Below are 25,197 nucleotides of genomic sequence, written 5' to 3'. Positions count from 1 at the left end.
TCCGATTTACCGAATTGTTGTTTTGCCCAATGAGTATGTTCGTTAATCATAATGTGCCCTCAAACAAGATTTGAAGATCTGATCATGACATTGAGATTTAGTTCAAAAAAATCCCCGCTAATTTCTTAGCAGGGATTTGTGTATAAGAGACAGCTTAAAGAGGCTTAATTAAAAGGTGTTTTACTGCGTTGTTTTATCACTTTTGGCGGATTCTGGTAGGCCAAAAGCGCGGTCAAACGCCCATGTAAAAATAATTGCATAGATAAAGAAAAACGCAAACAGGCCAAGGTTTGCTATTAATGCATTTAGGGCTGATATATTTAACCACAACGACATTACAGGGATTAGTAATAATACCAACCCACCTTCAAAACCAATGCCGTGCAATAGACGCCTGCCTAAAGTACGCCCTCGCTCAGCTTGCTTTGCTTCCCAGCGTTCAAATAAAGCGTTAAATACATAATTCCAGCCAAGTGCAATACTTGATAAAACAATCGCTAAACCGATTGCTGAAGAGGCTGATTTGTCAAAAATAAAGCTGATAATAGGGCCAACAAAGGCAATGGCAAAAAATTCATATAAGACAGCCTGTAATACTCGGCGTTTTTTAGGAGTCATAATTAATCCCTGTTTAAGATACTTAGCTTAACAATTGATTGATACAGTTAAATTGTACCTCGCGTTTTAAATAATTGTACAGGTATGTTGCTGTAAGTACGCCATAAACGTATCTAAATTACCTGCGTTTATTGGCTATTTTTAGCTTGTTGGATATAAACCAAACAGTTGGCTGGCTTGTTGTTTTCCCCCATATTTATGGATATTGCTTGCAATCTAAAAAACAGATTGCTTTAATCTAAACAATCAATTTTATTTAATTTCCCATTAGCCTTATTGTACTAATCAAGCCAACGCAAAAGGTCGTTTAAAACGAAAGCGTTGATTACTTTTTAAATACATTAAACATAGATGAGGAAATACCATGAGCACTTCATTAATCAACACAAAATTACAACCATTCAATGCAACCGCTTACCACAACGGTGACTTTGTAGAATTGTCTGAAAAAGATGTTCTAGGTAAATGGTCAATCTTCTTCTTTTACCCAGCAGACTTTACATTTGTATGTCCTACTGAACTTGGTGATGTTGCAGATTATTACGCACAACTTCAAGAAATGGGCGTAGAAGTTTACTCAGTATCGACTGACACTCACTTCACTCACAAAGCATGGCACGATACGTCAGACACAATTGGTAAAATTACTTACCCAATGATTGGCGACCCAACAGGACGTATTACTCGTAGCTTTGGCGTAATGATTGAAGAAGAAGGCTTAGCACTTCGCGGTACATTTGTAATGAACCCAGAAGGCGAAATTAAAATTATCGAAACTCACGATTTAGGTATTGGCCGTAGCGCTAAAGAACTTGTTCGTAAAGTACAAGCGGCACAATACATTGCAACTCACGACGGTGAAGTTTGCCCTGCATCTTGGCAGCCAGGTGAAGACACACTTGCACCTTCACTAGACCTAGTTGGTAAAATCTAAGTATAGATTTATTCCTACTATAAGGGCAGGTAACTGCCCTTAAATCAACGAACATCCGTTTGTTGGTGCCTCCTATATCAATACACTTGTTTAAGCACATGCATTATTTGGCATGGGAGGCTTGCTGTTTAAATTTTCCTAAAAGGGTTAAGCCATGTTAGATAACAACATAAAAAATCAATTAAAAAGCCATTTCGAATCGCTTACTCAACCTGTTGAGCTGCTTATTGCCTTGGATGACAGCAAAAAATCAGCAGAAGTAGAAAGCTTAGCAAACGATTTAGCCTCACTGAGCGATAAATTTACGGTAATAAACAACCCCGACACAAGCGCACGTCGCCCGTCAATGGTTGTACATTCACCTATTAAAAACACTCATATTACGTTTGCAGGCGTACCTATGGGCCACGAATTCACAAGTTTAGTGTTAGCGCTTTTACATACTGGCGGACACGCAAGTAAAGCCAAAAGTGAAGACATTGAGCAAATACAATCGCTTACTCAAGAGCTCAACTTTGAAGTATATATAAGTTTAAGTTGCCAAACGTGCCCGCAAGTAGTCCAAGCACTTAATACTATGGCAGCAACAAACAGTAATATTAAAGCGACCATGATTGATGGCGCATTATTTCAAGATGAAGTAGAAGAGCGAAATATTTTAGCTGTACCGGCTGTGTATTTAAATGGCGAACCATTTAGCCAAGGTGCACTGAGTCTTACCGACATACTTAATAAACTAGATAGCAAAGGTGCACAGCGCCAAGCTGAGTCGCTAAGTAAAAAAGACAAATTTGATGTACTTGTAATTGGTGGCGGGCCTGCGGGCGCATCGGCTGCTATTTACTCAGCACGAAAAGGGTTAAATACAGGTATTGTTGCCGACCGATTTGGCGGACAAGTTGCCGATACACTAGCAATAGAGAACTTTATTTCGATTAAAGCCACTGAAGGGCCAAAATTGGTTGCCCAGCTTGAAGAGCACGTTAAAGAATACGACGTGGATGTAATGCATAATCAGCGCGCAGCAGCACTTGGTTATAACAATGGCTACGAAATTACACTAGAAAATGGCGCAGTACTTAAAGCTAAGTCGCTCGTACTTGCCACCGGTGCACGCTGGCGTGAAATGAACGTACCCGGGGAGCAAGAATATCGCGGCCATGGTGTGGCATATTGCCCACATTGCGACGGCCCTTTATTTAAAGGTAAACCTGTTGCTGTAATTGGCGGTGGTAATTCAGGTATAGAAGCGGCAATCGATTTAGCCAATATTGTACAAAGCGTTACAGTACTTGAATTTGCAGACACATTACGTGCAGATGAAGTACTTATCCGTAAAGCTAAAAGCATGGCTAATATTACTATTATCAAAAGTGCACAAACAACTGAAGTATTAGGTAATGGTAAAAAAGTAACAGGCTTAATGTACACAGATAGAGTGTCGGGAGAGAGCAAAGAGCTTGAACTTGACGGTATATTTGTACAAATAGGTTTGATACCTAATACAGAATGGTTAAAAGACAGCGACCTTGAATTAAGCAAATTTGGTGAAATACTGATTGATGCTAAAGGCGCGACGTCATTACCAGGCATTTATGGCGCGGGGGATGCAACCAATACTCCGTTTAAACAAATTATTATTGCAATGGGCAGTGGTGCAACAGCAAGCTTAGGCGCATTTGATTATTTAATTCGTCACTCTGAAGAAGCTGATCAAAGTGCTGCTTAACATTATTTAATAAAAAATTTAGTAAAAACTCTCTTGATATAACAGCAAGGCTACACCCATAGCTGTTTGTTGACCCAAGCCGCCCTTCTCCAAAGGCGGCTTTTTTTATTCTCAAAAATTAGTATGCAATTTAATCGCATCCACCACCAGAATCACCACCGCCGCAATCTGTATGGGAATGAGATGAGTTGCTACTAGAATAAACTGAAGAGTCACTCCCAGTATAAGCTGATGAACCGCGTGATGACTTAGCACTTATGAACGTAACTAAAAACAAAATACCCGATACGATTACAACGGTTATTGATGAATCCCACTGGTCAGTTGAAACGCCTTTAAATACTGCAACAATAAGTACTGTTAGTAATATAGTTCTAATTATGTTTTTCATTTTATGTTCTTATTTTTTACCAGTGGCAGTGCAGTAAAAATTAGCTGATTTTTACGGTATGCTCAAGCGCATTAATAACCGCTTTTTCAAGTATGGGTAGTTTAAACGGTTTTGATATAAACATATCCATACCGGCTTGTTTGCAGGCAAGTTTGTCTTGTGATGAAGTATTAGCAGTTATAGCCACTATGTAGGTTTCTTCATGCGAGCAGATGTTTTCTGATCTAAGCTGCTTTGTTGCCTCAAATCCATCGAGTATGGGCATTATGCAGTCCATAAAAATAAGGTCATAATGCTTTTGGCGACATTTTAATACAGCATCTTGGCCATCAACTGCTGAGTCTGCTTTAATATTAAGCTTGCCTAAAGAGGCATGAAGTACTAACCGATTGATGTCGTTATCATCGACTACAAGCACTGATAGTTCACTGCCGTTGATATCTAACGTTGATTTAAGGCTTTCTTGTTTTTGTTCTGTCCCTTTCTCAATAGGAATATTTACTAAAAACGTAGTGCCTTTATTAGGTGTACTGTCTACCTTTATTTTCCCGCCCATATATTCAACAAGCTCTTTTACTATTGCAAGGCCAAGGCCTGTTCCACCTTTTGAATTCTTAGCATCTACTTCTTGAGAAAAAGGAGAAAACAGTGATTCTAAAAAGTTTTTACTCATTCCTCGGCCTGTATCAGACACTTCAATATTTAAACTTAGCTTATTTTTTATTTTAGAAAGGCTGGTGTTTAATGTAACTGAACCATTTTCAGTAAATTTAAGTGCATTACTCAGTAAATTAGAAGCAATCTGGCTAAGGCGTGTGTTGTCGCTAAACGCCCAGCAGTTGTCATCAATTGTATTATTTACTTGTAGCGTTACATGCGTGTTTTTAAATAGAGGTGTATACAAAGAAGTTAAATCGGTAAAAATTGTTTTTAGTAAAAAGTCAGTAGGTTCAAGCTTTAGCTCACCATGATTAATTTTAGAAAAATCGAGCACTTCGTTAATAATACTAAGTAAAATATCGGCGCTTCTAAGTCCTATTTTAATTTTTTCAGCGCGAACTTCTTCACTGTGTTCATCAACTAATGTGGTTAGCATACCTGTAATGCCATTCAGTGGGGTTCTTAATTCGTGGCTGATTTTGGCAAATAGCATGCTTCTGTCTTCAAGTAGGCGCTCTGCTTGAGCTTGCTTTTGTTTAAGCTCTTCTCGGAGCATTACTGACTCGGTGACATCTTGGCAGGTGCCAAATAATCGGACACATCGGCCTTCATCAAATTCGGCCTCACCAAAGGTAGCCACCCATAAATGTTTATTTTTAGCGGTTACTATTTCTAGTTCTAGATTCCATTTTTTGCCTTTTTCTATGGCTAATTCTACCGCGCGAGTAATGCCTTCACGACTTGGACCTTCTTTATAAAACTCGACTGCAGAATTCATTTGCGGTTGAAATTGTTCATCCACCTCATGTATGAGGTATGTTTGCTCGCTCCAGGTAATTTTATCGGAGATTAGATCAACCTCCCACGTACCTATATTTGCAACGTTTTCTAACTTTAATAAAGTATTACTATTTTTTATGAGTTGTTCTTTAGTTTGGGTGCGAGCAAATTCCGATCCAAGCCATTGTGCAAATAACTCAATATAATCATAGGCTGCATCATTAAAAGCTGGAGAGCTGTTTATGGATGAAAAGTTAACGGTACCAAATGTTTTTTTACCAATTTTTATTGGCGCGCCAATATAAGACTCTAACTGAAAGTTTATATAACAGGGGTGGTTTGCAATTGCGCTTTGAGATGCTTTATGAAAGGCAAGTGCAGAGCCTGCAGCGAGCGTATGTACGCAATAGGTGCCTTGTAATTCAAACACGGTACCGGGTAAAAGTGAGTTGTCAGGGGTTTTGGCATATAAAACGGTGTAGCTGTTTTCATCTACTTTACTAATAATACCTAGCTCAAGGTCAAATACTTCTAACCCAAACACTAAGAGCTTATTAATTTTATTTTCAAAATCAAGAGATTGATTAGAAACTATATCGTGAAAACATCGTAAAAAATTCAAAAGAAAACACCCCGTAAGCTTTTGTTCAATTTATATAATACATAGGCCAATTAGGGCATTGGTATTAGTTTAAAATCCAGTTTAGCAGTTTTAATTACTAATAACTAAAATTGATACGTATTAAATTTTATAACCTTATGTTTTTATGAACTAAGTTAGTGGTTTATTAAAAGTATACCGCCGAGCATGTAATACTCAGCGGTATACTTTTAATACGTTGAATTTGGGGTATATTGCGGGTTGATATCGCCGCCCACTTCTTCTGGATCTACATCGTTAATAAGCAATGTTTCGCGTACAGCTTCTATGTGATCAAGCACTGTTTGGTAGCGTTCGCCATATTCGTACTTTGTAACTTCAATAGCTTTAGGCATATACGTAAAGGCTATTTTAAGTGCGTGGAGTGCTTCTTCGTTTATTTTTTCGCTCATGATTTTCCTCGAATTTTAAATGTAAGCTAGGGTTAATAAAATAACACCAAATACAATACGATAAATACCAAAACTTACAAAAGTGAAGTTTTCTAAAAATCGAATAAACAGTTTAATAGTAAAATAGGCAACAACAAAAGAGGTAATAAAACCCATAGCAAGGGCAGTTAGGTCATCTAAGCTAAACAGTTGGTAATGTTTAAGTAAGTCGTACCCTGAGGCTGCTGCAAGTACAGGTAAACCAAGTAAAAATGAAAATTCAGCGCTGGCTTTTCGGTTTAAACCACACAACATGGCACCAACAATAGAACTTCCAGCACGACTAGTCCCTGGAACTAACGCAAATACTTGTGCTACGCCAATCCAAAGAGCTTGTTTATAAGTAACTTGGGTTACATCGGTAGTTGTGCAGTGAGTCTCTTTATAACTGCGCTCCAATAGTAAAAAAATCACACCGCCTACAATAAACATAACACCTACTACTGGTACGCTAAATAGTGTTTTTATTACATCGCTAAATATAAAGCCAATAATACCCAAGGGAATAAATGCAATGGCAACTTTCACCCATAAATTGAAATGTTTAGGGCTGAACTTGTCTTTATAGTTTGCTAGTACCGCTAAAATGGCGGCAAGTTGGATAATTACTTCGAAGGCGAGGTTAGCATCTGTTGATTCAATGCCTAACCACTTTGACGCTACAATTAAGTGCCCAGTTGATGATATGGGTAAAAATTCTGTTATACCTTCAATAATACCTAAAATAATCGCGTTAATTATATCCACGGTTTACTGCTTCCTGAAAATTAAAAAGCCCGAACTCGGCTTAACTGAAATGACGCATTACTGCGTACCTAAATTGCGAGGCGTAGCATAAAAGCTCTTAAGGCAAACCAACAGTGTTTTTAGACTTAATTTGTTTAATAAATTGCATTAAGCATTAAATGCACAATATAATAGCAATTGTTATCATTTGCATGTGCTGTTTTGTATATGTTTGGGCAAATTTACTGAGCGAATAATGAATAATAAAAAAACGTTTACAGCTACACGGCGAAGGCACCTAATTGCGTGTGTATTAGCGCTAGTTACAGCGGTAATAATGATTCCGGGTATGACAACCTATTTACCGTTTCAAATGAATGAACAAATATTACTGCCTATTTTACTCTTTCCTATTATTTGGACTGCGTTGTTTATTTATGCGTATTTGGCGCAAAAAGTATGGCAACCTTTTGTAGTAATGATTGCATTGTGTGTATTACATGGTTTATTGAGTTTTTGGGCGTTAACGCAGGGGCAGGGATGAAGTCGATTACTTTAAAAAAGCTATTTTTATTACATAGCTGGGTAGGAATTATTACTGCGGTACTGCTATTTATTGTTGCATTTAGTGGGGCGTTAGCAGTTCTGTCGCGACCTGAGTTAAAAATATGGGCTAATCCAGAACTACAATCTAGCCAATACGTTGCCAGCGCGCAAATTAACCGACTAGTAAACGAATACCATAAAAAAGTACCTAGTGAATTTGGCGAAAACATTCATGTGTTTTTACCAAGTGGGCATAACTTTCATTTGTTAACGTTGGTATTTGAATCTCACCATGGCGATGAAAATTACGACCAAGAGGTGGCCAGAGTATTTCAATTTCATCCCGATACGTTGACGCTGGAAAATACTTACTATGGGCCTAGTAAAGAGTTTTACGCCAATAAAAAAACGGATGCACCAACTTATATAGGTGAGTTTCATGCAGATTTGCATTTAGGGCGACCAATAGGGTTAATACTCACTGGATTTTTAGGTTTAACGCTTTTAGTAAGTGCAGTGACAGGCTTGTTTATTCATCGCAAATTGATAAAAGAGCTCTTTACGTTTAGGCGAGATAAAGGGTTAGATATTGCAGTGAGCGATGCTCATAAGGTTATAGGTATTTGGGGCAGCGTTTTTAACATTGTAATTGGTTTTACAGGATCATTTTTAGGGCTCGCGACCATTATTTTACTACCAGCCGCTGCGTTTGTGAGCTTTGGTGGCGATCAAGATAAGTTAATAGAAACGTTTACCGCCATTCCTGAGCCTGTAGTTAGTCACATTAAGCAACCTACAAAAATAGACACTATTTTAGAGCATGCTCATAGTCGTTACCCTAAAGCAATAATTAGAGATGTAACCATAATGGCGCATAACGATGCGAACGCGCAGGTATATTTGCGTTTGTTAGGTGGCGAGGCTGTTGCTTCTCAGTTACTGCATTATCAGGGTAATGGTGAGTTTGTGCAGTCGATGAGTAGTTTTGGTGATATTTCAGGTGTTTCGATAAAAGTAATTGAGTTGATGTTTCCGCTGCACTTTGGGAACTTTGCAGGAGTGTTTGTAAAATTACTTTGGGTATTGCTTGGCTTAAGTACTGCGCTTTTACCTATTTCGGGCATGATGATGTGGCTAACAAAGCGCACACGTGGCAGTAGCCCTTCACTGAGTATGCAGGCATATGCACGCTGGAATCGTTTTATTATTGGCAGTTGTGGCGGTTTGGTATTAGCAAGCTTTGTGCTATTTCCTGTGCAAGTTGTACTTAATTATAGCGTTGTTGGTGTGGCGCAAAATAGCTTTTTTGGACCCGTGTTTTTTTATACGTGGTTGGCATGGTTACTCTTGAGTGTATTACCCATAGGTTATAAAAACTACTTTAAGCTGACTCTTTTATTATGCGGTGCTTCGCTTGCTTTAGTGCTGCCGCTTAACATTATATTTGGAGTGAGCAATGTTATTAACTTTAATAGTTCGCTTGTTGCGGTAGTAGATATAAGCTTTATGGCGGTGGGTGTTGCGTGTATATTTGTTGCCTTAAAAATAAAAAACACACAAAAATTACAAGTTGAGGTACAACCCGCATGAACGAGCTACTAATTACAATTGCGATGGTAAGTTTATTATTAATGATGCTCAACCTACGAAAAAACACACTTACATTAGCGACTAAAACATTTTTAAGTGCACTGCTATTTGGTTTAGCGCTGATATGTTTTATGAGTGTTTACGGTATTTTAGGCGGTGCAATATGCACCGTTGTAGGAGCTATGTTAGCTGGTTTACTAACCGCAGTTATTGCGGGTAAAGCACCGCAATTATTAGGTTAAATAATGCAGTTATTTAGCTAAAAAGGTCTTAGCAGTATCAACTCCCATGTTGTAACCACTATTAAGTATTTCAAACTTTTTAGTGGTACGCCCAACTTTAAAATTAGCCGGTGGTGCAATGATATTGATTTTGCAGTCACTAGGGCGTGTTGATCTTTGTGGATTGAAATTTGTTCAATCTAGGGGCGATTAAATCGCGGCGCGAGGTTTGTAACCTAGTGGGCTAAGTAAAAACCGAGCAACAAAGAGTTAATCGTCCCTAGAAAGAACCCAAAGGGCAGCGCATGTTTGGTATTTATGCTGCGTTATCGCCTATTCATGGGGAATAACCACACTACATAGGCTCCGCCTTGCCTAAAAACCAAACATACTGCTGCAAATTCACCCACCAAAGATCAACACGCCCTAGGGCATGTTGATAAATTAAAGCCAGGTACGTATCGCGAAATCAACTGTTTTCTGGTAAGGTTTGGGTTACAAGGCTTTGTTAATAATAAAGAATAATTACTTATGTTTGATCCTAGCGTAACCATTTTTGAAAGCACACAGAGTCAGCTTGCAGAAAGTCCTCTTTGGCACCCTATGCTGAATACTTTTTTTTGGGTCGACATAAATAAAAAATTACTTTTAAGCAAAAAAATACACAGCGAAAGCCAACTAAAAACAGTTAATATGCCTGATACACTAAGTGCAATAGCGTGGATTGATGAGCAGCACTTGTTGCTAGGTACAAGTACTGGTTTATACAAATACCATATTAATTCGTGCACTCGCCACCTTATTCTTAATATTGAAAATACGCAACTAAATAGGCGTTCAAACGACGGCCGCGCTGATCCATGGGGTGGTTTTTGGTTAAGTACAATGGACGTAAATGCTAAAAAGGGTGACGGTAAAATATACCGTTATTATAAACACCAGCTTAAAGTCGTTGTAAGTAACTTGAGTATCCCAAATGGATTGTGCTTTGATAAGCCACGTTTACGCGGTTATTACTGCGACTCTTTAACGAGTTGTATTTATGTATTAGATTTGGATGAGCAAACTGGCGAGCCTTGCTCTGAGCCACGTGTTTTTTATCAATTTAATAATACTGATGTTGACCCCGATGGCTGCGTAACCGACCAATTAGGTAATTTGTGGCTAGCTGTGTGGGGAATGGGGTGTGTTATGTGTTTATCCCCAGGCGGTGAGCTAATTAAAACAATAAAGCTTTGTGCAATAAAACCGACATGCACTGCATTTGGCGGTAAAAATGCTGAATTGTTACTTGTGACATCGGCATTTGATGAATCGATTAATAATACTGTTACTGAACAAGGCGCTGTATTTCAAATCTCAGGCATAAAAAACGGGCAGTTTGAGCCGCCCGTTTTACTGTAATTTATTATACACAGTGCTTGTTTTAAAGTGATGGTTAGCTTTTAGGCTTAACCCACATAACACCCACTTCTTTTTTGGTTACTAAAACCTCAGTACCGGCGCTAATTGGTTGCTCACTTTTGAGTTTCCAGCTAATACCTGAATATTGATGTGTAGTTAAACCTTGTTCTGTTACATCGCTAGTAAGTACAAAAGTAAGTTCAGCAAAATCACTATTCACTTGCTTTTTATCTACGCGATTTTGCATTTGTTTTAATGGTTTCCAAAGTACAACGGCCAAACCTGCTGTTACAATTGCATTACTCCAAAGGGCGGTGGTTAATGAGTCGGGTAAAATACCAAAACTCATTAATAATCCTGTGAGGAATAACGATAATCCAAAAAACAACAAAATAAATGTAGAAAGGCCAAGTACTGCTACTTCTATTATTAAAGCAACAATACCAAGTACCATAAGTGTTTGCGGTAAATTTTGCGTAATAAAATCCATACAAACCTCTTTATTTAGTTATTAACCCAAATTCTTTTTATTTAAACTATTAATAATTGCCATACCTTGCGCAACCATTGAACTTGCATCTGTCGCGTTGTCTGGCAGTAATACAATTGATGATTCACGAGCAATCGCTTCTTTAGCCGCGATTGCTTTAGTTGCTAAATCTAACTGAATTGCTTTTTGACCTTGCTCTGTATCTGCAGCTTCACCTATTTTAATAAGTGCATTTGCTTGTGCTTCTGCAACCGTAGTAATAGCTGTTGCTTCACCTTCAGCGCGTAAAATTTGCTCGGCTTTGTCGGCTTCAGCAGCAAGTACTTGTGCTTGTTTTTTACCTTCAGCAACGTTGATATTTGCTTGGCGATCACCTTCTGACTCTAAAATTTGAGCTCGTTTAACACGCTCAGCTTTCATTTGTGCTTCCATCGCTTCCATAATAGAGTTAGGCGGCACAATATCTTTAATTTCGTAGCGAAGTACTTGAATACCCCAAGGCTCAGATGCCTGGTTTATAGCTGCAACAATGTTGGTATTAAGTAAATCACGCTCTTCAAATGTTTTATCAAGCTCCATTTTACCTAATTCTGAACGCATTGTTGTTTGCGAAAGTTGTACAACTGCAAATGTATAGTCGTCAACGCCATACGTTGCTTTGTATGGGTCTAGTACCCTAAAGTACAGTACGCCATCAACTATAAGTGAGATGTTATCTTTAGTGATAGCTGACTGCGATGGTACATCTTGAGCTTGTTCTTTTAAGCTACGATCAGCCGAGATTCTATCAATAAATGGAATAATAAAGTTAAGGCCGGCTTCTTTAGTTGATTGGTATTTACCAAAACGTTCGATTAACCAGGCGCGGTTTTGTGGTACAAATTTAACGCTACTTTTTAAAAGCACGATAACAAAAACAAGTAAAAAAGCCTCAACAGTAAAAACCATATCGAGAATTTGTGTGACTGGATCCATTTAAACATTCCTTATAATAATTAAACGCTGAGTGGTTGTATTGTTTATAATTTCAGCGTGTATAGATTATCACTACAGCGAACTTTTAACCACTAAAACTCACTGTAGCGCGCCGACTTAGTCGGTTTTTTTAAAACTGGCTATTTTATTTCTGCCTGCTTCTTTTGCGTTATAAAGGGCTATGTCGGCGTTAGTTATAACTTCTTTAGGTGTTGTTTTTTGATTGGGTATAAGGCTATAAAATCCGATACTCAAAGTGAGGTATTTACTGGCACTTGAAAAGTTATGTTCAATTGCAAGTTCTGCAATTTTTTCCTGAATAAGAACTGCATATCTTTGACAATGATCTGTGTCGACTGCAGGTAAAATTATCGCAAATTCTTCACCACCGAAACGAGCTGCTAGATCACCTTCTCGTTTACACAAATCGTGCAGCGCTTTGGCTACTCGTTTTAGTACTTCATCGCCTAGCTGATGTCCATAGTTATCGTTATAACGCTTAAAAAAATCAATATCACACATTATTAAACTAATGGGTTCTTTATTACGTGCGCCGCGCTTAATTTCGCATTTTAAAGTTTGATCAAAACAGCGTCGGTTAGCAATGTTTGTAAGGCCATCAGTATTAACTTGTTTGTTAAGTTTATGATTGGCATTAATGAGTTGCTGCTGAGCTTGTTGTAGCTCTTGCTTGTAATTTAAATTTTTGAAAGCATTAGCAAGCATTTCACCTACTAACCTTAAGCGAATAAGGTCTAAATCAGTCCAGTTTCGCTTTTGAACAACGCAATCACAGCCTATAAAGCCAACGAGCTCTTTGTCATAACGTAGACCAATGCAAAGTACTGATTTTATTTTTTGTCGCTGGAAAATTGTTTTTTCGCTCATTGCTTGAATGGGTAACGACGTTACATCGTTAACTCTAAATAAGTGAGTACGTGCCATCAAACTAAAAAAGTAGGGGAGATCGCTTTTCGGAAGGTTTTGTAAGTCCTCTTTAAATGCTTGTATATCATTATTGACCCATTCGTGGGTGTTATTTATGGTTTTACCATCCTCGGCAAACTTAAAAAGATAACTTCTATCTGCGTGGCAAACGGTACCAATAGCTTTTAATGCGTAGTTGATATGCTTATCAACGTCGTCGTTTTGAATATCAATTAAGTCAGTTGATATGTTCGAAATAATATTATCAAAATCATATTGTTCATCTACATTATTATTCAATACATCGATTATAATAATGGAGCTTGAGTTAGGTAATTTTGCAAATTTTACATTGAGTAGCAATTTAGATACCTGTTTTGATAAAACAAACTGGCATTGGTTATTTGCAGTGAAATAATCAAAGAATAGCTCCTCGACTAATAGTTCTTTTTTACTGTGATGATTGGTTAAAGTGATGTGTGAAAAATCAATTTTATTAAAATGTGATTTATTTCTTAAGCCAAACAAGTCCTGTGCTTGGCTGTTAACTTTAAATATATTTTCATTGGCATCATAAAGTAATACACAAAACGGCAGTAACTCCAAGTTTCGCCATATTTCATTTGATAGGTTATTACTCACTCAACTCTCCATGTGTTTAAGCCACAATTAAATTGTTATCTATTGTATTTTTATTGTTTTTACTTGGGCGTGTTAATCGTCCTTAGATCGAGCTCAAAAGGCAGCGCATGTTTGGTATTTATGCTGCGTTATCGCCTATTTATGGGGAATAGCCACACTACATAGGCTCTGCCTTGCCTAAAAAACAAAAATACTGGTGTAAATTCAACCACCGAAGTTCAACAAGCCCTACTAATTATTAGCACATTTTTTTTGATTTACTAAGTTTTTAGTGCGTTTGAGGGCAGTACGTATTATAATTGATACTGTATATCATTACCCTTTTCTACTCTAAGCCATCTTTGGTTTATTTGCACTTTAAGTATAGGTTATTCAAGCATTTCATGACAGAAATCACTACACACCAAGCTTCTCGTCGTCGGTTACTTATTGCACTAGCAATTACGTGTTCGTTTATGGTAATTCAGGTTATAGGTGCTTATTATTCTAATTCGCTTGCTGTACTTGCCGATGCGGGGCATTTGTTTGTTCACAATAGCTCGTTATTCATCGCACTGATTGCATCAAGTCTCGCTATTCATTTTGCTAAAACCTATAACGATGGTCATCAAAGAGCCGAGCTTTTGGGTGGTCTGGTGAACGGATTTTTATACCTAGCAATCAGTTTAATTATTTTGTATGAAGGTGGTGAGCGCTATATACACCAGCATGAAGGAAATGAGCTGGCTATTAATAGTTATTTAATGTCGGTTATTGCTGCTATTGGTTTTTTGTTTCATGGTGCTGCTGCATGGGTTTTATATAAAGGCCGCAAAGCGAGTATTAATGTTTACGCGGTATTTTTACATTCATTCTTTGATTTGATTTCTACCGTATCGACATTTGTGGCTGGTATTCTTATATATTTTACGGGCTGGGTTGTTATCGATATTTTATCGAGCATGTTAATCGCCTCTTTCGTGTTGTTTACCGGTGTTAAGGTCATTATTAGTTGTATAAAAGGTTTACGCTTAAATAAGGCCAAACTTCCTAAAGTTGCAGATATTGAAAGTGAGATTACAGATATGGAGCATGTTCACAATGTCCATAACGTCACTGTAACGCGCAAATATAAGGGGGTAGTAGTCGGGGCGCACGTTGTACTTAAAGAGCATTGTACTATTGAAAAACACGATGAAGCATGTCGTATGAAGGTAGAACAACTGTTAGCTGAAAAATTTAATGTACGCAATAGTGTATTACAAATAGAAAGCCACGAATGCCATCACATCCATTAGTAGCATCTAATTAATATAAAAGCGTGTAATAATGATTAGCACGCTTTTAATGTTTCAAATCAAATCAAATCAAATCAAATCAAATCAAATCAATGATATTGCTAAAACAATCGCTTTTACGTAAGTCTTTAGCATCCATTGGCCTTGCAAAGTAATAACCTTGCAGTACAGTACACCCAACCTCGGCTAAAAAGATCATCTGTTCGCGCGTTTCTACTCCTTCTGCAATACAGTAAAGATCTAGGTTTTCGGCCAATGAAAGAATGGTCTTAATAATCGATTCATCCCCTTTATCTATACCAATACTGTTTACAAAGCTTTGATCTATTTTAATAACATTAATAGGAAATTGGCTCAAGTAGGTGAGTGATGAGTAACCAGTACCAAAATCATCAAGTAGTAATTTAAACCCAGCAGCTTTTAAGTTTTGTAGCTGCTTGGCTGCTTTGAGTTTATCTTCTAGTAAAATACTCTCTGTTATTTCAAGTCTTAATTGTCTTGGATGAACTTGAGAGTCCGCTAATATGGACATTAACCGCTGGGTTATGTTTGTTTTTAAAATGTGTTTAGGGGATAAGTTTAAAGATATATAAAACAATGGGTTTGCGCTGAGTATAGGTGCAATTTCAATAAGAGCTCGTTGCAATGCTTGCTCAGTAAGGAGTTCTATTAAACCAGTTTCTTCTGCTACCGGTATAAAAAGTGCTGGCGATACCAACTGTCCTTGATTTTTCCAGCGCATGAGTAACTCCACGCCATTTATTGTTTTTTCTTCTATGTCGATAATGGGCTGATAGTGATTAAAAAATCGGTTGTCTTTTACTGCATCTTTTAAATCATTTTCGAGCAGTAACTTTTGTTTTATCAGCTCATTCATTTCATCGCTAAAAAACTTAAAGTCGTTTCTCCCGCCTTGTTTAGCGTGCATCATCGCAACATCGGCATTACGGATAAGTATATCGGTGGTTACAGCATCGAATGGGTATAAAGCGACGCCAATACTGGCTGAAATATTAATAGAGAAGTCTTCAATAATTACTTTATTAGCTAACTCATTACTAATTTTTCTTACTGTATCGCGAAGAGACTGAAGCGATTTTATATTTTGAATCAGCACTAAAAATTCATCACCACTTTGACGGCCAAGTTTTGCGTTTACGCCAAGCATACCGTTTACTCTTTGGGTAATATTACAAAGTAGCTTATCGCCAACTGCGTGGCCAAAAGAGTCGTTAACAGGTTTGAACTTATCTAAATCAATAAATAATAATGCGCATTGTGTATTACTTTCATTGGCATGTTTAATCGCGTCTTCAATATTTTTATACATTAAACTACGATTAGGTAGATGTGTTAGAGGATCAAAATTAGCCAAATAGCGCAGTTCGTTTTCTGCACGTTTTTGCTCAGTTAAATCTGTAATAACAACCACGTAGTAGCTTGCAGTATCTTTTGTTACGGCTGTGGCGCTTATATGTATTGGATGTTCGTTACTTTTTGCTGTTTTTATATAAGCATCACTTTGCCAGTTTTCTGTAGCTTTTAATTTTTTTAAAATATTTGCAAACTCTCTACACTTATCTTTACCAATGGCCCTAATAAATAATTTTGGGCTAATTTTAGTGGCTGCTTGTTCACTTGAAAACGTTTCAATAAAACTGTTGTTCGCAGAAAATGGCATTAAATGCTTATCGAGTATAAGTAACCAGTCGTTTATTTGGCTAAACGCTTCACCTAGAATTTTTGCTTGTTGCTCATTAGCCCGTTGCTCCGTGATATTGGTATATATGCCAGAAACATATAGCGGCTCATTTGTTTGAGGATCGTATATAACTTGTCCTGTATCTTGATACCATAACCAATGCCCATTTTTATGCTGTAGACGATAAGTTGCTTGCCAGTTTTGTTGTTTTTTGTACTTGAAGTAGTTTTCCCATTGGTTTTCAAAACGACGTCGGTCATCTGGGTGTATAAGCGCTAAAAATTGTTCTATGTGTACACGTACAGGCAAGCCTGTATAGCCTAATTCACTTCCTCTGAGCGTACTTACGGAAGCATCTTTAAAATTATAATCCCACACGCCACTTTTGTTATTTTTAAGCGCGAGTTCTGTTTGCTTTTGCGAATGAATAGTCGCTCTATGGGCTTGTTCAATTGCAACTTGGCGGCTGCGGTATTGCCAAAAAATGAAAAACAACACGGCAATTATTAAAACTACATAGGCGACAATAGCAAAGGGCGACTTCCATGGTGCGTAGGCCACGTTGATATTAAGTGTGGCAGGTTCGCTTGTAACAATACCATCGCGATTATGTGCTGATATTTTTAGCGAATAACTACCGGGTTGAAGTTTTGTGAAAAACACTTGGTTAGATTGTAAGTCTTCATATGTAAGGGACGTTGGCCCTGAAAGAATTACCTTATAATATGCTTTGTCTATATTGGGGTAAGAAAAGTTAGAAAAACTAACTGTAAGGCCCATGTCTTCATAACTGAGATCAAGTGGTTGGCTAAGGTATTTATGAGGGTAATAATCGAGCTCTTTGGTAAAAAGATTTATATCGGTAATCGCTACACTATTTTTTTTAAATAATTCTTTTTCATCAAAGTCTAAGGGGTCAAAAAGTAGGGCGCCCGCATTACTACCAAATATAAGCCTGCCATCGTTTAATGTTGTTGCTGCTATAGAAGTAAATTGGTTTATATTCAACCCGTCTTTTACTGAATAACTCACCACATTGAGTGTATCTAGGTTTATTTGATATAAACCATTGTCGGTACTTGCCCATAAAAAACCATTTTCATCAGGAAGTAACGAATAGATAGAGTCAGTATTAAATGAATTTTTTAATCCTATGTAGTGTTTTCTCTCATAAGTAACTGGGTCAACACCAAGCAAGCCTTCGTGGGTGGTTGCCAACCATAAGATATTTCGTTTTGAGTCTAAGTAAAAATTTTCTACAGTGTAAAAAATATCTTCTTTAGGATTAAATGACTGAAATATAGTCGTTAAAGTTTTCGTTTTTTCGTTGTACCTAAAAAAACTTTTTGATGTGCCAAGTACAAACTCTTCAGGATGTGTGTCGAGGGGTTTATAAAAAGCATAAGAAAATAAAGGGTCAACTTGCTCTTTGAGTCCTTTAATAATTCTTGTTTTTCCGGTTGTTTCATTAAAAATATAAAAATTATCATCAGACATAAATGCATATTTATTTGCATCAACTTGGGCAAAACCAAATAAGTTGAGCTGGTTAATTACATTATTGTCTGTGTCTTTATTTTCAATAACTTTACCCGTTTGCTTATCAAAAAGTTTAAAACCATCATAAGTAACAAGCCAAAGAAATTGATCGTTTCCAATTGAAGACGCAAAAATATCAAATACCGCAGATGCTCCGTATATTGCTTTTGAGTCGGTCGAGCTTAAATATACTTCACTTTTATTTGTTGATTTGTCATAGCGCGCAATTCCATCTTCTGTTCCTAGCCATATAATATTATTTTTATCTTGGTAGGTGGCATGAACAGTATTGTTACCGGGTAAAAAAATGTGTTTAAACCGTCGGGTTTTAATTGGCCAGGTAAACACGCCTTGGGTTCTAGATGCGAGCCAAAGCACGCCGGACTTATCAATCATTAGATCGTTGATTGAGTTTTCATTAATATTAAACTTACTTTTTTCATAATTTAATATGAACTCTAACTCTTTGGTTTCGCGGTGATAACTAAATAATCCACTTTCGGTTGCTACAAACTCGCCGTAAACAGTATTGGCATAATCCCATATATTATAATCAGGAATTAATGTTGTAACATTTGCTGCAGATATATTTTTGTTATTATCAAATGCTAATTGATACATACCTTCGACAGTACCAACAAGTAATCCTAATTCATTATCAACACTTAAAAATTTGACGTTTATATTATCTATCGTATTTTTTTCAGGGGGATGAAGAGGGATTTTTACAAGTTCTGAATTATCTATATTTGCAGTGTATAAACCATCATTTGTACCAATATATAAAGTGTTTTTATATATCGTTAATGACCTAATGTAGTCCCTTTTATTTGGGAGTGCTAGCTTAAGTGTAAAGTGTTTACTCGTCTCATCAAATGTATATATTTGACCATCTATGGCGAAGTAAAAAGTATCTTGTTGCTGAGTCATTGCGGAGATTGGAGAAAACATCTTTTTTTCTTTATCTATTTGACCAGAATAGATTTTTTCGGTTTTTAAAGTGAGGGGATCTATTATATACGCACCAGAAAGATCAGTTGAGACAATGATTTTTCCGTCTTCGGCTTTAAATAATGCATAAATATAGTGTTTATCTAAGCCAAAGCCACCATTAAAAGTTTTTACTTTATAACCATCAAAACGGTTTAAACCCTGTTGGGTTGCTATCCATATGAAGCCAATGTCATCTTCTTGCGACTGCAAAACGTAACTTTGCGAGAGACCTTCGTCAGTAGAAATTCGTTGTAATTGTTGAGCATAGTTTTGTGATGCAAAAGTGCTTTGGATGCATAGTAAAAAAACAATGGTGATATGAAAAAAAAGTTTGCTCAAACGCACTTATAAACACTCTCAGTGGAGGATAGGATGATACTTAGCTAGATAGTAAATATAGCATAAGTTTTTATTTTTTAATTGCAAATAATATACTTAAAGTTAAAAGCTCTATTTTCAAATAGTGAGCTAATCTATATAGATAACAGTTAATATTCATAAGGAGAGTATAGTGGTTTTATCTAATATTGATGCAAAAAAAAGCGTGTTATTAATAATAGACTTACAAGAGTTGCTTGCTCCTGCAATTAAAGACTTTCCGAATATTTTAAAAAGTACATTGCAGTTAGCGCAGGCGGGTATTATTCACGGCGTCCCAGTCTTAATAACCGAGCAATATGTCAAGGGGTTGGGCGAGACTAATCAGCAAATTAAAAATACGTTACCTAATGCTACGTATTTTCATAAAACGTACTTTAGTGCGTGTGCAGAGCCTGGCTTTGTTGATAAGTTAAAAAGCTATGGTAAAAAGCAAGTTGTTGTTGTTGGCACTGAAGCGCATGTGTGTGTTTTACAAACATGCTTAGATTTAATAGAAAATGGTTTTGAAGTTATTATCGTACACGACGGAGTTGGCTCGAGAAATCCGCAACATAAAAATTTGGCGATTGAACAGCTACGCCAAGCTGGTTCGGTAATTTCATGCGCTGAAATAGTTATTTTTCAATGGACAAAAAAAGCAGCAACGCCTACGTTTAAAAAAATACTGCCTATAATTAAGTAGACCGCATGTATATAATGTAAATTAAATGTATTATTTTTTGACGTGTCGGTAGTTTATTATTGTGTTCAGTAAACTGAAACTCGTTTTGATACGTATATTGCAGACTGCTTTATAAAACAACAATGCAAACAACAATTTTAAGGTTCTTATGTCTAGTATTGGCCGGTTATTTACAATTATTTTTAGTCTTTTGTTTGTCGAATCTATCGCTATTGGCTTGTATTTCGACACATTAGCGCAGGCCTTTATGATAGGTTTGCCATTGTGTTTATTACCTATATGGCTTTTAAACACACAAGGGGATAGTCCTGTTACCCCTCATGTTGTAGCTGCCGCCATAATGATGTTTTCTTTTTTGCACATACAACAAACTTTTGGGCTGATTGAAGTCCATTTTGAAATATTTATTTTAATGCCCATGTTAATTGTTTTTGTACAGTGGCGAGTGTTTATTACTACAATTGTATTTGTAGCTGTTCATCATTTATCTTTTTATTATTTACAAACTCAAAATACAGGATTTTATGTATTTGACCCTGATAGGCTTGCTTTTACTACGGTGCTTATTCATGCTGGATACGCAATAGTTGAAGTGTTAGTTGCAGGCTACATTGCCGTAATGTTGCAACGCGAACGTCGTGCTGGCTTATCTTTAAGTTATGCGACAGAGCAAATAATGAAAGACCCTGAAAACATTAAACTCTCTCTTCGTGCTGATGACACTAAAAGTGAGGCTGTAACAGGGTTTAACACGTTACTAGATTACTTATCTGATGTTATTAAACAGGTACAAACTCAATCAGAATCACTGCAAAAAAACTCACAAGAGCTTATACATGTTCATGATCAGCTGGCCGGTGGTGCAGTGCAGCGTACACAACAAACTGATGATATTGCTAATTCTGGCGCTCAAGTTGCTAATGGTTTTAAACTTGTAGAAGAAGAAAGTGAGGTACTTAAGCGCCAAGTTGATCACATTACACAATCTGCAGGTGATGCATTAAAAGAAGTGCTTCAAACAGACGCTAAAAGTAGAGAGTTGTTAACACTACTTAACCATACCGAAGAAAAAATAAACCACTTAGTGGCAGCGGGCGATGTTATTTCAGGTCTTCTTAATGAGATATCAGGTATTGCTGAGCAAACAAACTTACTTGCTTTAAATGCCGCTATTGAAGCTGCCCGTGCAGGCGAACATGGTCGAGGTTTTGCTGTCGTTGCTGATGAGGTAAGATCTTTAGCTAACCATAGTAAAGCAACAACAGATAAAATTAGTCTAACATTAAAAGATCTTGTTAATAATAGTAAAACGTCAACACAATCAATGAGTCAGTGTGTGAATTTTGTAGTCGATTTAACAAGTATTAGTGCTGCAATGAAAGAGAATATTTCAGCAATGAGCGAGCAAATAGCCGCAGTATCTTCAAGCTCTGACTCAGTTGCACAAGTTGTAGCTGAGCAGGCAGGTAATACTGAATTAATAGCAAGCAGTACTGATACTATGCGCCAAAATCAGTACCAAGATACGCAAATAGTGCAGCAGTTAACCGCTAAGGTGCAGTTAATCGATGTAAGTATTGATGTGTTAGAGCAAAGCATTGCCAAGTTTAAATAAATCTAACACTTTCGTATTTTCGCTTATAGCTACATGGCTTATTTGTGTTGTTGCAGGGTTAGTTTATTTTCAATTAGAGCAGCTTAAACCGTTTGATAGCTCAAAAGTTTTATTGCAAAAACACTGGTTTAATAACTTTAAAAAGCAATTGGATTGGGTTGATACTGGTGAGCCGTCTTTAGTGCTTATAACAGAAAAAAAATGCGGGTGTACTATACAAGCTAAGCCGCATATTTCATCGTTAACCTCTTTTGCTGCCAATAAAGCTATGAAGGTTGTACAAGTTGAATTAACACCAAAGCTTAAACACGTTATTCCGGCAACGCCTGCCGCCGTTATTATTAATAAAAACGGTGAGTTTGTTTATGCTGGGCCGCTCTCTGAAGGGTTAGCTTGTGCCCAAGGAAGTGGTTTTGTTGAAACTGCGGTCACTAATTTAGCTGCTGGTTTTAACTCAAATCTCTTAATTACACAAACCAAGGGATGTTACTGTGTAAATAATGCATAAATAACGTATCGATAAACTAAAGCTCGCACTTAAATCAATAGTTGCGAGCTTTAATATTGATTAAATTGTAACTAAGCCATAAATACCTAATGACACAAACACACAAGCAGCAATAGCACGTACGGTGTTTAGAGATATTCTTTTTAGTAATGCATTACCAGCGTATATAACAGGCACGTTAGCAATTAGCATACCTAACGTAGTTCCTACTGTTACCCAAAACACAGACTGATATTGTGCCCCTAACAACACCGTCGCTATTTGTGTTTTATCACCAATTTCTGCAATAAAAAATAATACAAAAGCGACTAAAAAAGCCCCGTAGCTATCGTATTTACTACTTACAGCTTCGTCTTTGTCTGGAACTAATAGCCAAAGGCCAACAACAATAAAGCTGATGTTTACAAGCCAAGGTAAATATTCAGAAGAAAAACTATTACTTAACCACTGCCCAAACCACGCTGATAAACCATGATTGAGTAAGGTTGCGGCTAAAATACCAAGAATAAGCGCGCCTTTATTACGAAAACGGGCGGCTAACAGGAGCGATAAAAGCTGGGTTTTATCGCCTATTTCGGCAAGTGTGACAGTGACGGTTGAGGTTAAAAAAACTTCCATTATTGATTCTTACAGGCGGGAATACTAAACCAAGGCAAACAACTATCTCCCGCCATGAGGATAGTGTCTACCTAGGTCTCGCCGATAACGCTTGCTACAACATTACAAACTTACCATGCACACGAGGTGCAATTATGTTGATAAGTTTACTCATTACTGAGCGGGCTACTCCCCTAAGAGGCGGGCATTATTCCACAAAACTTTTGCGTGGTAAATATTAAGAATCGAATATAGTTAATTTAGTCGGGAGTAATAAAGTTAGCTTTTGGCAATGAGCTGATAGTCAGGAAAGAGCGAGAAGCCGCCTGTCAAAAATTATGATATATGAAGTCAAGATTTGACCCTGAGGTTTTTTTGCGTCGAGTAATTAAGCGTATGATATACTCTGCACGGGAAGTCCAGTTCAATAGTTAATTTATATTAAGGGAAACTTTATATGCACATAAATGAACTTACATCTCCCCCTTTTAAAGATGCTGAATTAGATAAAATTTTAAGTTTAACGGAAGAACGAGAATATCACTTATCTCAACGGAGACTAATTTCTAAACAGCTTGAAAAATTCAAGTGGAGTGCAATCATTAGCTCATTAGCAGTCGGTCAAGCTATATGTATGAAGGATGCTTCAGTGATAGCTTATGTATTTAATTTGAAATTTGGTATTGTTGCTGGATTTATTTTGATTTTTTATTCGTTTTTTCAATGGTATACCCTAAGAAAAAACTCATTAGAAATATATAAACTTACAGAGAAAATATACCGAGATACAAAAGAAAAATATGGTATAAGTCTCACCTCTAAAGAGTGCGTGGTTGTAAACAGCGATAAATATAGTTATTTCATTGAACTGCCATCTTTTAAAATTTCCTATCGTCGAGAGCGAAAGAAGAATGCCGTTTTATAATAAGACCATAAGTCGGGTTCGAAGTAATTGGATTAATTTCGCTTCGCTCCACTCCACATCCTAGCCAACCATTACTCACCGCGTTATATAACAATTAGGATTTATCTACATGGGTTACCAACTTTGGATGTCGCCAAAAACAGGTTATCGACGTCAGGGAACTAGGTTTGAGTCTCTACATGGCATTTTCGTTGTTCGAACCAGTACTTTGCTGCAAAGAAACAGATAGTGCACCCCACGCAAAACATGCGCTCGAATCGAGAAATTTTGATGTGACATGTGTCGTTAATGATGATGGTGATATTGTCGGACAAATAGAAAGAAAAGCTCTGAATCAAGGCTTAGTAGCCGAATATGTAAAGGATATAGAAGAAGAACATAAAATAGATGAAAATACCTCATTAGTTCATCTGCTCCAGATTTTGGAGACAACTGAATCTAAGTATGTAACTCGTGATAGTCAAATAGTGGGTATTGTTTCACGTTCAGATCTGAATAAGCCAATTCCAAGGACATATCTATTTGGTGTAATTTCTTTAATTGAGTTACATGTAAATTTTTGGATTAATTACTACTATCCCAACGACACTTGGCTTCAGACTTTAAACAAAGATAGGCAAACTAAAGTAAATGAAACTATTAAACTTCGTCGAGGGAGTAGTGATTATCTCGCTATGGTTGAGTGTGCTCAGCTTTGTGACAAAAAAGAAATTCTTAGGAAGACTCCCAAATTCTTAGCTAGGTTTAGGTTTAGTAAAACAAACTTTAAAATTTTTTTGGAAAAACTTGAAATTGTTCGCAACGAAATAGCACATAGTCAGTCATCCATAACTGGTCGATTAAATTGGGAACACATTACCCGCACTATTTCCAAGGCTAAAGAGTTCGTTGGTCTTTCAGATGACGTAATTGAGGCTGAAAGCAAGAAGAAAGCCAAAGACTTTGATACGACAGTTTTGGTTCCTGTAACTATTATATAACAAGCTGTTACAGGAATGATTCGCAACGCGAAGCATTTTACTATTTTGTGCATCTAGTGTTTAAGGTGGTTTACAGCGTCATTGCGTTGGTCACACCTTAACAGCGCGTCACCAATGTCTGTGTAGTGGTCAATAAAATTTGGCCACAGTTTTAGAATCTTGATATCTAACCTCAGATTCATTTGGCGCTAAACCGGCATTATAATGATGCGGCCTAACGTTGTTGTAATATCCGTTGATATAATCACTAACGCTATATTTAGCATCTATAAA

The 25,197-nt window shown here is 37.0% G+C and carries 22 protein-coding genes and 2 pseudogenes; 12 read left to right on the top strand and 12 right to left on the bottom strand.

Features of this window, described 5'->3' with window-relative positions; translation table 11 throughout:
• Positions 1-180: 180 nt before the first annotated feature.
• Positions 181-618, bottom strand: coding sequence for a PACE efflux transporter (locus I6F66_RS19295; RefSeq protein ID WP_165729524.1), 438 nt, complete (start codon positions 616-618; stop codon positions 181-183).
• Positions 619-982: 364 nt separating this feature from the next.
• On the opposite strand from I6F66_RS19295, the gene ahpC reads away from it, so the two are divergent.
• Both ahpC and ahpF read left to right on the top strand, forming a co-directional pair.
• On the top strand, positions 983-1,552 hold the full coding sequence (ahpC, locus tag I6F66_RS19290; protein ID WP_007581822.1) for an alkyl hydroperoxide reductase subunit C: 570 nt from the start codon (positions 983-985) through the stop codon (positions 1,550-1,552).
• Positions 1,553-1,706: 154 nt separating this feature from the next.
• Entirely contained in the window at positions 1,707-3,281 is a 1,575-nt protein-coding gene (ahpF, locus tag I6F66_RS19285) for an alkyl hydroperoxide reductase subunit F (RefSeq protein WP_197176101.1), read from the top strand.
• 130 nt (positions 3,282-3,411) lie between these two features.
• On the opposite strand, the gene I6F66_RS19280 is transcribed toward ahpF, so the two are convergent.
• From I6F66_RS19280 to I6F66_RS19265, 4 genes are all read right to left on the bottom strand, one after another.
• Positions 3,412-3,672, bottom strand: a complete 261-nt coding sequence (locus tag I6F66_RS19280; protein WP_197160429.1) for a hypothetical protein — start codon at positions 3,670-3,672, stop codon at positions 3,412-3,414.
• Positions 3,673-3,712: 40 nt separating this feature from the next.
• The gene (locus I6F66_RS19275; RefSeq protein ID WP_197160431.1) at positions 3,713-5,734 is read right to left on the bottom strand and encodes an ATP-binding protein; all 2,022 of its coding nucleotides are present in this window, start codon (positions 5,732-5,734) and stop codon (positions 3,713-3,715) included.
• Positions 5,735-5,943: 209 nt separating this feature from the next.
• Positions 5,944-6,165 carry a penicillin-binding protein gene (locus I6F66_RS19270; RefSeq protein WP_165729518.1) on the bottom strand — a complete coding sequence of 74 codons (222 nt, stop codon included), beginning with the start codon at positions 6,163-6,165 and terminating at the stop codon, positions 5,944-5,946.
• Positions 6,166-6,180: 15 nt separating this feature from the next.
• Complete coding sequence (locus I6F66_RS19265; RefSeq protein ID WP_197160433.1) at positions 6,181-6,951, bottom strand: undecaprenyl-diphosphate phosphatase; 771 nt, start codon at positions 6,949-6,951, stop codon at positions 6,181-6,183.
• 235 nt (positions 6,952-7,186) lie between these two features.
• Between I6F66_RS19265 and I6F66_RS19260 the strand changes: the two genes are divergently transcribed.
• From I6F66_RS19260 to I6F66_RS19250, 3 genes are read left to right on the top strand one after another with little or no spacing between them, the layout of a single operon-like run.
• Positions 7,187-7,474: a hypothetical protein gene (locus I6F66_RS19260; protein WP_024591874.1), complete on the top strand. Its 288-nt coding sequence runs from the start codon at positions 7,187-7,189 to the stop codon at positions 7,472-7,474.
• Complete coding sequence (locus tag I6F66_RS19255; RefSeq protein WP_197160435.1) at positions 7,471-9,066, top strand: PepSY domain-containing protein; 1,596 nt, start codon at positions 7,471-7,473, stop codon at positions 9,064-9,066. Before I6F66_RS19260 ends, I6F66_RS19255 begins: the two co-directional genes overlap by 4 nt.
• Positions 9,063-9,308 carry a hypothetical protein gene (locus I6F66_RS19250; RefSeq protein ID WP_007581829.1) on the top strand — a complete coding sequence of 82 codons (246 nt, stop codon included), beginning with the start codon at positions 9,063-9,065 and terminating at the stop codon, positions 9,306-9,308. Before I6F66_RS19255 ends, I6F66_RS19250 begins: the two co-directional genes overlap by 4 nt.
• A 9-nt stretch (positions 9,309-9,317) precedes the next feature.
• Here I6F66_RS19250 and I6F66_RS22610 read toward each other — a convergent pair.
• Positions 9,318-9,452, bottom strand: a pseudogene (locus I6F66_RS22610) (DUF6363 domain-containing protein); the annotation flags it as partial.
• A gap of 366 nt (positions 9,453-9,818) precedes the next feature.
• Here I6F66_RS22610 and I6F66_RS19245 point away from each other — a divergent pair.
• Positions 9,819-10,691, top strand: coding sequence for an SMP-30/gluconolactonase/LRE family protein (locus I6F66_RS19245; RefSeq protein WP_197160436.1), 873 nt, complete (start codon positions 9,819-9,821; stop codon positions 10,689-10,691).
• 34 nt (positions 10,692-10,725) lie between these two features.
• Here I6F66_RS19245 and I6F66_RS19240 read toward each other — a convergent pair whose 3' ends face one another.
• The 3 genes from I6F66_RS19240 to I6F66_RS19230 form a co-directional block, all read right to left on the bottom strand.
• Positions 10,726-11,181: an NfeD family protein gene (locus tag I6F66_RS19240; RefSeq protein ID WP_197176099.1), complete on the bottom strand. Its 456-nt coding sequence runs from the start codon at positions 11,179-11,181 to the stop codon at positions 10,726-10,728.
• A gap of 21 nt (positions 11,182-11,202) precedes the next feature.
• Positions 11,203-12,156: a slipin family protein gene (locus tag I6F66_RS19235; RefSeq protein WP_166377104.1), complete on the bottom strand. Its 954-nt coding sequence runs from the start codon at positions 12,154-12,156 to the stop codon at positions 11,203-11,205.
• Positions 12,157-12,273: 117 nt separating this feature from the next.
• The gene (locus I6F66_RS19230; protein WP_197139306.1) at positions 12,274-13,725 is read right to left on the bottom strand and encodes a diguanylate cyclase; all 1,452 of its coding nucleotides are present in this window, start codon (positions 13,723-13,725) and stop codon (positions 12,274-12,276) included.
• 383 nt (positions 13,726-14,108) lie between these two features.
• Between I6F66_RS19230 and I6F66_RS19225 the strand changes: the two genes are divergently transcribed.
• Positions 14,109-15,002, top strand: coding sequence for a cation diffusion facilitator family transporter (locus tag I6F66_RS19225; RefSeq protein WP_007581834.1), 894 nt, complete (start codon positions 14,109-14,111; stop codon positions 15,000-15,002).
• 79 nt (positions 15,003-15,081) lie between these two features.
• Here the strand turns inward: I6F66_RS19225 and I6F66_RS19220 are convergent, their stop codons facing one another.
• Complete coding sequence (locus I6F66_RS19220) at positions 15,082-19,581, bottom strand: EAL domain-containing protein (protein WP_197160438.1); 4,500 nt, start codon at positions 19,579-19,581, stop codon at positions 15,082-15,084.
• Between the two features lie 166 nt (positions 19,582-19,747).
• Between I6F66_RS19220 and I6F66_RS19215 the strand changes: the two genes are divergently transcribed.
• The 3 genes from I6F66_RS19215 (at position 19,748) to I6F66_RS19205 (ending at position 22,422) form a co-directional block, all read left to right on the top strand.
• The gene (locus I6F66_RS19215; RefSeq protein WP_197160439.1) at positions 19,748-20,299 is read left to right on the top strand and encodes a hydrolase; all 552 of its coding nucleotides are present in this window, start codon (positions 19,748-19,750) and stop codon (positions 20,297-20,299) included.
• Between the two features lie 148 nt (positions 20,300-20,447).
• Positions 20,448-21,914 (top strand): methyl-accepting chemotaxis protein, encoded by a 1,467-nt coding sequence (locus I6F66_RS19210; RefSeq protein WP_165728422.1) that lies wholly within the window; start codon positions 20,448-20,450, stop codon positions 21,912-21,914.
• Positions 21,898-22,422 (top strand): DUF6436 domain-containing protein, encoded by a 525-nt coding sequence (locus tag I6F66_RS19205; protein ID WP_007581838.1) that lies wholly within the window; start codon positions 21,898-21,900, stop codon positions 22,420-22,422. Before I6F66_RS19210 ends, I6F66_RS19205 begins: the two co-directional genes overlap by 17 nt.
• A gap of 60 nt (positions 22,423-22,482) precedes the next feature.
• Here the strand turns inward: I6F66_RS19205 and I6F66_RS19200 are convergent, their stop codons facing one another.
• On the bottom strand, positions 22,483-23,040 hold the full coding sequence (locus tag I6F66_RS19200; protein WP_076924201.1) for a TMEM165/GDT1 family protein: 558 nt from the start codon (positions 23,038-23,040) through the stop codon (positions 22,483-22,485).
• A gap of 436 nt (positions 23,041-23,476) precedes the next feature.
• Here I6F66_RS19200 and I6F66_RS19195 point away from each other — a divergent pair, with 436 nt between their 5' ends.
• Both I6F66_RS19195 and I6F66_RS19190 read left to right on the top strand, forming a co-directional pair.
• On the top strand, positions 23,477-23,944 hold the full coding sequence (locus tag I6F66_RS19195; RefSeq protein ID WP_197209596.1) for a hypothetical protein: 468 nt from the start codon (positions 23,477-23,479) through the stop codon (positions 23,942-23,944).
• Between the two features lie 191 nt (positions 23,945-24,135).
• The gene (locus tag I6F66_RS19190) at positions 24,136-24,924 is read left to right on the top strand and encodes a CBS domain-containing protein (RefSeq protein ID WP_197209595.1); all 789 of its coding nucleotides are present in this window, start codon (positions 24,136-24,138) and stop codon (positions 24,922-24,924) included.
• Positions 24,925-25,053: 129 nt separating this feature from the next.
• Here I6F66_RS19190 and I6F66_RS19185 read toward each other — a convergent pair.
• Positions 25,054-25,197: pseudogene (locus I6F66_RS19185) on the bottom strand (IS3 family transposase); the annotation flags it as partial.

This window comes from Pseudoalteromonas sp. NZS100_1 (assembly GCF_015864285.1).
Lineage (GTDB): Bacteria > Pseudomonadota > Gammaproteobacteria > Enterobacterales > Alteromonadaceae > Pseudoalteromonas > Pseudoalteromonas arctica.
This window is presented reverse-complemented; position numbering and strand designations above follow the sequence as displayed.

Excerpts from the sequence above, each read along its gene's own strand:
- I6F66_RS19240 (WP_197176099.1), bottom strand. The coding sequence starts at position 11,181 with ATGGATTTTATTACGCAAAATTTACCGCAAACACTTATGGTACTTGGT.
- I6F66_RS19210 (WP_165728422.1), top strand. The coding sequence starts at position 20,448 with ATGTCTAGTATTGGCCGGTTATTTACAATTATTTTTAGTCTTTTGTTT.
- I6F66_RS19200 (WP_076924201.1), bottom strand. The coding sequence starts at position 23,040 with ATGGAAGTTTTTTTAACCTCAACCGTCACTGTCACACTTGCCGAAATA.
- I6F66_RS19255 (WP_197160435.1), top strand. The coding sequence starts at position 7,471 with ATGAAGTCGATTACTTTAAAAAAGCTATTTTTATTACATAGCTGGGTA.
- I6F66_RS19280 (WP_197160429.1), bottom strand. The coding sequence starts at position 3,672 with ATGAAAAACATAATTAGAACTATATTACTAACAGTACTTATTGTTGCA.
- I6F66_RS19270 (WP_165729518.1), bottom strand. The coding sequence starts at position 6,165 with ATGAGCGAAAAAATAAACGAAGAAGCACTCCACGCACTTAAAATAGCC.
- I6F66_RS19260 (WP_024591874.1), top strand. The coding sequence starts at position 7,187 with ATGAATAATAAAAAAACGTTTACAGCTACACGGCGAAGGCACCTAATT.
- I6F66_RS19245 (WP_197160436.1), top strand. The coding sequence starts at position 9,819 with ATGTTTGATCCTAGCGTAACCATTTTTGAAAGCACACAGAGTCAGCTT.
- I6F66_RS19195 (WP_197209596.1), top strand. The coding sequence starts at position 23,477 with ATGCACATAAATGAACTTACATCTCCCCCTTTTAAAGATGCTGAATTA.
- I6F66_RS19295 (WP_165729524.1), bottom strand. The coding sequence starts at position 618 with ATGACTCCTAAAAAACGCCGAGTATTACAGGCTGTCTTATATGAATTT.
- I6F66_RS19250 (WP_007581829.1), top strand. The coding sequence starts at position 9,063 with ATGAACGAGCTACTAATTACAATTGCGATGGTAAGTTTATTATTAATG.
- I6F66_RS19225 (WP_007581834.1), top strand. The coding sequence starts at position 14,109 with ATGACAGAAATCACTACACACCAAGCTTCTCGTCGTCGGTTACTTATT.
- ahpC (WP_007581822.1), top strand. The coding sequence starts at position 983 with ATGAGCACTTCATTAATCAACACAAAATTACAACCATTCAATGCAACC.
- I6F66_RS19235 (WP_166377104.1), bottom strand. The coding sequence starts at position 12,156 with ATGGATCCAGTCACACAAATTCTCGATATGGTTTTTACTGTTGAGGCT.
- ahpF (WP_197176101.1), top strand. The coding sequence starts at position 1,707 with ATGTTAGATAACAACATAAAAAATCAATTAAAAAGCCATTTCGAATCG.